Below are 7,152 nucleotides of genomic sequence, written 5' to 3'. Positions count from 1 at the left end.
GGCCGACGCCACTGGCGCAAGTGGGAATCCATGACACCGGAGGAACGCGAGCACTTCCGGACCGCGTGGCGATCCGGCAGCAACCGGCCCACGGGAGAATGAACATGCCCGACAAGTCAACGGACGACTGCAAACAGCAGCCGGGGGTGATTGCGCCGGTCGTCGATCTGAAGCGCTGCGAAGGTAAAGGGAATTGTGTCGCGGTTTGCCCCGAGAACGTGTTCGAGATCCGGCGCATCGACAAAGTCGATTACCTCGGCCTTGACCTGATGCATCGCCTGAAGCAGCGCGTGCATGGCATGAAGGTCGCCTATACGCCGAATGCAGACGCGTGCCGGTCATGCGGACTGTGTGTGACGGCGTGCCCCGAACGCGCGATCACGCTCGCCCGAACGGCATAGCAACACCATGTATCGCCGATATCGAGCGACAGCGCAGCGACTCTGACGGGGGAGGCTGTCATTGGAGACATCGTCGACCGGATCAATCGCATCAAGGAATGCACATGACTTCACCCACCATCGCCCTTCTGCAGCGGCTCCACGAAGAGAGCCGCACCGAAATCGTCGCCCGCGCCCGCGCGCAGTTCCAGGGATCGAACGAGGATTTTCTGTCGCTAGCCGAGGAATACGAAGCGATCGCGCCCCGTCTGCGGGGGCGGTTTCTCGAAACGTTCGGGCTGTCCAGCGACGACTTCGATTCCCCCGAAGGCAGTCCGCTATCGTTGGCCGTGTCGCCGGAAACGGGCGGATTCTTGCGCAACATGGTGCTCTCGCAACGACCGGCCAGAATCCTTGAACTCGGCAGTTCATGCGGCGTATCCACGCTGTATTTCGCCGAGGCGCTGCGCACGTTGGGCCGTGGCGTGGTCGTCGCGACCGAACGCGATGCGCTCAAGATCACGCGCTTGTGCGATCACGTCAGGACGGCGGGCCTGGATGCCTATGTCGACATGCGGGAGGGCGACGTATTCGAGACCGTCGCCGAACTGGACGGTACTTTCGACATGGTGTTCATCGATGTATGGGCCGACGCCTATCTGAAACTGTTCAGGCAGATCGAGCGCCTGCTGCGCCCGGGATCGGTCGTACTGGCCGACAACATGTACACAGCCGAGGACGCCGTTCGACCGTACAAGCACTACCTGGACAACGACCCGCGGTTTTCGACCACTACCCTGGACTTTGAATCGGGAGTCGAATTTGCGGTCGTCGTTTCTTGAGCGGGGAGTCCGTCGAAACGCTTATTCCATGAGATCTCGGGCTGAAGGACAGCGCCGCCCGTCCTGATCCCATGTGCATTTCCGCCGCTGAAATGCAAAAACCCCCGCCTTTCGGGCGGGGGTTCTTGGCTTAGGGAGCCTGACGATTACCTACTTTCACACGGGAATCCGCACTATCATCGGCGTAGAGTCGTTTCACGGTCCTGTTCGGGATGGGAAGGGGTGGGACCGACTCGCTATGGTCATCAGGCAAAAGGGGTTGTTGCGCTGGCTTCGCAGCACAACCAATCCTGGAAGAAGCAGTAATCTTGAGTTGTGTGTATCACACACGAGAATCCAACTTATCGCTTTGGATCGCAGCCAGTGCTGTCGCACGGCGCCGATCTACAAGGCAGACTTGTTATAGGATCAAGCCTTACGGGCAATTAGTATCAGTTAGCTGAACGCATTACTGCGCTTACACACCTGACCTATCAACGTCCTGGTCTCGAACGACCCTTCAAGGGGATCTAGTCCCCAGGGATATCTCATCTTAAGGCGAGTTTCCCGCTTAGATGCTTTCAGCGGTTATCTCTTCCGAACATAGCTACCCGGCGATGCCACTGGCGTGACAACCGGTACACCAGAGGTTCGTCCACTCCGGTCCTCTCGTACTAGGAGCAGCCCCCTTCAAATATCCAACGCCCACGGCAGATAGGGACCAAACTGTCTCACGACGTTTTAAACCCAGCTCACGTACCTCTTTAAATGGCGAACAGCCATACCCTTGGGACCGGCTACAGCCCCAGGATGAGATGAGCCGACATCGAGGTGCCAAACACCGCCGTCGATATGAACTCTTGGGCGGTATCAGCCTGTTATCCCCAGAGTACCTTTTATCCGTTGAGCGATGGCCCTTCCATACAGAACCACCGGATCACTATGACCTGCTTTCGCACCTGCTCGACTTGTCGGTCTCGCAGTTAAGCACGCTTATGCCATTGCACTATCAGCACGATTTCCGACCGTACCTAGCGTACCTTCGTACTCCTCCGTTACGCTTTGGGAGGAGACCGCCCCAGTCAAACTGCCTACCATGCACTGTCCCCGACCCGGATCACGGGCCAAGGTTAGAACCTCAAACAAACCAGGGTGGTATTTCAAGGACGGCTCCACCGAAACTAGCGTTCCGGTTTCATAGCCTCCCACCTATCCTACACAGATCGGTTCAAAGTCCAATGCAAAGCTACAGTAAAGGTTCATGGGGTCTTTCCGTCTAGCCGCGGGTAGATTGCATCATCACAAACACTTCAACTTCGCTGAGTCTCGGGAGGAGACAGTGTGGCCATCGTTACGCCATTCGTGCAGGTCGGAACTTACCCGACAAGGAATTTCGCTACCTTAGGACCGTTATAGTTACGGCCGCCGTTTACCGGGACTTCAATCAAGAGCTTGCACCCCATCATTTAATCTTCCGGCACCGGGCAGGCGTCACACCCTATACGTCCACTTTCGTGTTTGCAGAGTGCTGTGTTTTTATTAAACAGTCGCAGCCACCAGTTTATTGCAACCCCTTCACCCTTCTGGCGCAAGCCAGTCAAGCTACAAGGGCGTACCTTATCCCGAAGTTACGGTACCAATTTGCCGAGTTCCTTCTCCCGAGTTCTCTCAAGCGCCTTAGAATACTCATCTCGCCCACCTGTGTCGGTTTGCGGTACGGTCATCGTTAGACTGAAGCTTAGAGGCTTTTCTTGGAACCACTTCCAATTGCTTCGCTCCCTAAGGAGCTCGCGCCACACCCTTGAATTCCGCGCCCGGATTTGCCTAAGCGCCTTCTCCAATGCAGCGACCGGGACTTCCAACACCCGGACAACCTTCCGCGATCCGTCCCCCCATCGCATCTAACAATGGTGCAGGAATATTGACCTGCTTCCCATCAGCTACGCATTTCTGCCTCGCCTTAGGGGCCGACTCACCCTACGCCGATGAACGTTGCGTAGGAAACCTTGGGCTTACGGCGAGGGGGCCTTTCACCCCCTTTATCGCTACTCATGTCAGCATTCGCACTTCCGATACCTCCAGCACCCTTTACAAGGCACCTTCGCAGGCTTACGGAACGCTCTCCTACCATGCGTGCTAAGCACGCATCCGCAGCTTCGGTATATAGCTTAGCCCCGTTACATCTTCCGCGCAGGACGACTCGATCAGTGAGCTATTACGCTTTCTTTAAAGGGTGGCTGCTTCTAAGCCAACCTCCTGACTGTTTTAGCCTTCCCACTTCGTTTCCCACTTAGCTATATTTGGGGACCTTAGCTGGCGGTCTGGGTTGTTTCCCTCTTGACACCGGACGTTAGCACCCGATGTCTGTCTCCCGTGATTGCACTCTTCGGTATTCGGAGTTTGCTATGGCGGGGTAATCTGCAATAGACCCCCCAACCATGACAGTGCTCTACCCCCGAAGGTGAGACACGAGGCACTACCTAAATAGTTTTCGGAGAGAACCAGCTATTTCCAGGTTTGTTTAGCCTTTCACCCCTATCCACAGCTCATCCCCTAACTTTTCAACGTTAGTGGGTTCGGACCTCCAGTACGTGTTACCGCACCTTCATCCTGGCCATGGATAGATCACCTGGTTTCGGGTCTACGCCCAGCAACTGAACGCCCTATTCGGACTCGCTTTCGCTACGCCTGCCCTATACGGTTAAGCTTGCTACTGAACGTAAGTCGCTGACCCATTATACAAAAGGTACGCCGTCACCCCTTACGAGGCTCCGACTGTTTGTATGCATGCGGTTTCAGGATCTATTTCACTCCCCTCCCGGGGTTCTTTTCGCCTTTCCCTCACGGTACTGGTTCACTATCGGTCGATCACGAGTATTTAGCCTTGGAGGATGGTCCCCCCATCTTCAGACAGGATTTCACGTGTCCCGCCCTACTTGTCGCACACCTAGTTCTTTCATACTGTTTTCGCCTACAGGGCTATCACCTGCTATGGCCGCACTTTCCAGAGCGTTCGGCTAACAATACAAATAAAGAGTGCAAGGCTCATCCCATTTCGCTCGCCACTACTTTGGGAATCTCGGTTGATTTCTTTTCCTGCGGTTACTTAGATGTTTCAGTTCACCGCGTTCGCTTCGCATGGCCTATGTATTCAGCCATGGATACTCCAAAAGGAGTGGGTTTCCCCATTCGGACATCTACGGATCAAAGCTTGTTTGCCAGCTCCCCGTAGCTTTTCGCAGGCTACCGCGTCCTTCATCGCCTGTGATCGCCAAGGCATCCACCACATGCACTTGTTCGCTTGACCCTATAACGAGTCTGTCTCATCGACAGTCGCTACAGGTTGAGTTCTCGCGTTGTGCCGTATTCCAATTGAGTCAAACATAGAGTTCGAATCATCTTGAGATACATCGATACAATCACAACCCGGATAACTTTCACGTCCATCTCAAGACGCTTCCGCTATCCAAATTACTTACTTCTTCCAGATTGTTAAAGAACGACAGCCGATATCTGTTGATATCCTCTGACTGGCTCAATCGCCAATGACAAAGACTCGAACAATCGTCATTCGAATGTTTGTCATTGAAGATTGGTGGAGGCAGACGGGATCGAACCGACGACCCCCTGCTTGCAAAGCAGGTGCTCTCCCAGCTGAGCTATGCCCCCATTGAGTACAGATGACCTCAGGTACCTACCGCCAGACAATGGTGGGTCTGGTTGGATTCGAACCAACGACCCCCGCCTTATCAAGACGGTGCTCTAACCGACTGAGCTACAGACCCCTGAGTCTGTCTTTAAATTTACAGCCGATAAGCGTGAGCGCTCAACTTTGCGAGAAGCTCTGGAAAGGAGGTGATCCAGCCGCACCTTCCGATACGGCTACCTTGTTACGACTTCACCCCAGTCATGAATCCTACCGTGGTGACCGTCCTCCTTGCGGTTAGACTAGCCACTTCTGGTAAAACCCACTCCCATGGTGTGACGGGCGGTGTGTACAAGACCCGGGAACGTATTCACCGCGGCATGCTGATCCGCGATTACTAGCGATTCCAGCTTCATGCACTCGAGTTGCAGAGTGCAATCCGGACTACGATCGGTTTTCTGGGATTAGCTCCCCCTCGCGGGTTGGCAACCCTCTGTTCCGACCATTGTATGACGTGTGAAGCCCTACCCATAAGGGCCATGAGGACTTGACGTCATCCCCACCTTCCTCCGGTTTGTCACCGGCAGTCTCCTTAGAGTGCTCTTGCGTAGCAACTAAGGACAAGGGTTGCGCTCGTTGCGGGACTTAACCCAACATCTCACGACACGAGCTGACGACAGCCATGCAGCACCTGTGCGCCGGTTCTCTTTCGAGCACTCCCACCTCTCAGCGGGATTCCGACCATGTCAAGGGTAGGTAAGGTTTTTCGCGTTGCATCGAATTAATCCACATCATCCACCGCTTGTGCGGGTCCCCGTCAATTCCTTTGAGTTTTAATCTTGCGACCGTACTCCCCAGGCGGTCAACTTCACGCGTTAGCTACGTTACTAAGGAAATGAATCCCCAACAACTAGTTGACATCGTTTAGGGCGTGGACTACCAGGGTATCTAATCCTGTTTGCTCCCCACGCTTTCGTGCATGAGCGTCAGTATTGGCCCAGGGGGCTGCCTTCGCCATCGGTATTCCTCCACATCTCTACGCATTTCACTGCTACACGTGGAATTCTACCCCCCTCTGCCATACTCTAGCCTGCCAGTCACCAATGCAGTTCCCAGGTTGAGCCCGGGGATTTCACATCGGTCTTAGCAAACCGCCTGCGCACGCTTTACGCCCAGTAATTCCGATTAACGCTCGCACCCTACGTATTACCGCGGCTGCTGGCACGTAGTTAGCCGGTGCTTATTCTTCCGGTACCGTCATCCCCCGACTGTATTAGAGCCAAGGATTTCTTTCCGGACAAAAGTGCTTTACAACCCGAAGGCCTTCTTCACACACGCGGCATTGCTGGATCAGGCTTTCGCCCATTGTCCAAAATTCCCCACTGCTGCCTCCCGTAGGAGTCTGGGCCGTGTCTCAGTCCCAGTGTGGCTGGTCGTCCTCTCAGACCAGCTACTGATCGTCGCCTTGGTAGGCCTTTACCCCACCAACTAGCTAATCAGCCATCGGCCAACCCTATAGCGCGAGGCCCGAAGGTCCCCCGCTTTCATCCGTAGATCGTATGCGGTATTAATCCGGCTTTCGCCGGGCTATCCCCCACTACAGGACATGTTCCGATGTATTACTCACCCGTTCGCCACTCGCCACCAGGTGCAAGCACCCGTGCTGCCGTTCGACTTGCATGTGTAAGGCATGCCGCCAGCGTTCAATCTGAGCCAGGATCAAACTCTTCAGTTTAAACCTGTTACTGTTTTCGGTTCAGTTAAGAACCGGTCGCTCACTCAAAGCTGACAGGAATATGAATCACTTCATAAACCTGACTTACTTTAGTGTGAGACTCTTGATACTTTCGCTATCTGATCCGAGGATCAGCTCGCTGCCATCAAGCGCCCACACTTATCGGCTGTTAATTTTTAAAGAGCATTCTGCGAGGAACTTCGTGTTTCCCGGCAGCGCTGCGTTTTCAGCAGCAGAGAAGCGAGATTATGAACCGTGTTTCGCAGTTCGTCAACAACTTTTTACACTACATCGTTGCGACTGCGGGGCTCAACTTCCAGGCCGGTTGCGCGCTTCAGACTGCTGCGCTCCACCAACCTTGCTTCCCTCTCCCGCGCCGCGTTTCCGTTAGCGCGAAAGAGGCGTGATTCTAAGCACCCACCCCCAACTCCGCAAGCCCCTTTGTGAAAATATTTTGAAAAAGCCCCCGTGCGCTGACGCGCACGGGGGCTTCGGGCTCGACGGGCCGGGCAATCACGCCGACGACCGATATCGCCCCGTCGCCGGCCAACTACCCAAGCAGCCCCATCA

At 54.8% G+C, this 7,152-nt stretch carries 2 protein-coding genes, 2 tRNA genes and 3 rRNA genes; 2 read left to right on the top strand and 5 right to left on the bottom strand.

The window, feature by feature from the left end:
- Nucleotides 1-401, top strand: a 401-nt coding sequence (locus KEC57_RS19305; RefSeq protein ID WP_229386210.1) for a 4Fe-4S dicluster domain-containing protein, incomplete at its 5' end; no start/stop codon positions are given.
- 104 nt (nt 402-505) lie between these two features.
- Nucleotides 506-1,222: an O-methyltransferase gene (locus tag KEC57_RS19300; RefSeq protein WP_039343146.1), complete on the top strand. Its 717-nt coding sequence runs from the start codon at nt 506-508 to the stop codon at nt 1,220-1,222.
- A 137-nt stretch (nt 1,223-1,359) separates the two neighbouring features.
- Here KEC57_RS19300 and rrf read toward each other — a convergent pair.
- From rrf to KEC57_RS19275, 5 genes are all read right to left on the bottom strand, one after another.
- Nucleotides 1,360-1,472, bottom strand: a 5S ribosomal RNA gene (rrf, locus tag KEC57_RS19295).
- A gap of 154 nt (nt 1,473-1,626) precedes the next feature.
- Nucleotides 1,627-4,508 (bottom strand): 23S ribosomal RNA (locus tag KEC57_RS19290).
- A gap of 286 nt (nt 4,509-4,794) precedes the next feature.
- A tRNA-Ala gene (locus KEC57_RS19285) sits at nt 4,795-4,870 on the bottom strand.
- A 39-nt stretch (nt 4,871-4,909) separates the two neighbouring features.
- Nucleotides 4,910-4,986, bottom strand: a tRNA-Ile gene (locus KEC57_RS19280).
- 63 nt (nt 4,987-5,049) lie between these two features.
- Nucleotides 5,050-6,582: ribosomal RNA gene (locus KEC57_RS19275) — 16S ribosomal RNA — on the bottom strand.
- Together the 16S, 23S and 5S rRNA genes with 2 tRNA genes alongside form the textbook arrangement of a ribosomal RNA operon.
- Nucleotides 6,583-7,152 lie beyond the last annotated feature (570 nt).

It is taken from the genome of Microbacterium allomyrinae (assembly GCF_020682705.1).
Classification (GTDB): Bacteria; Actinomycetota; Actinomycetes; order Actinomycetales; family Microbacteriaceae; genus Microbacterium; species Microbacterium allomyrinae.
The sequence above is the reverse complement of the archived record's forward strand: the minus strand, read 5'-3'. Positions and strand labels throughout refer to the sequence as shown.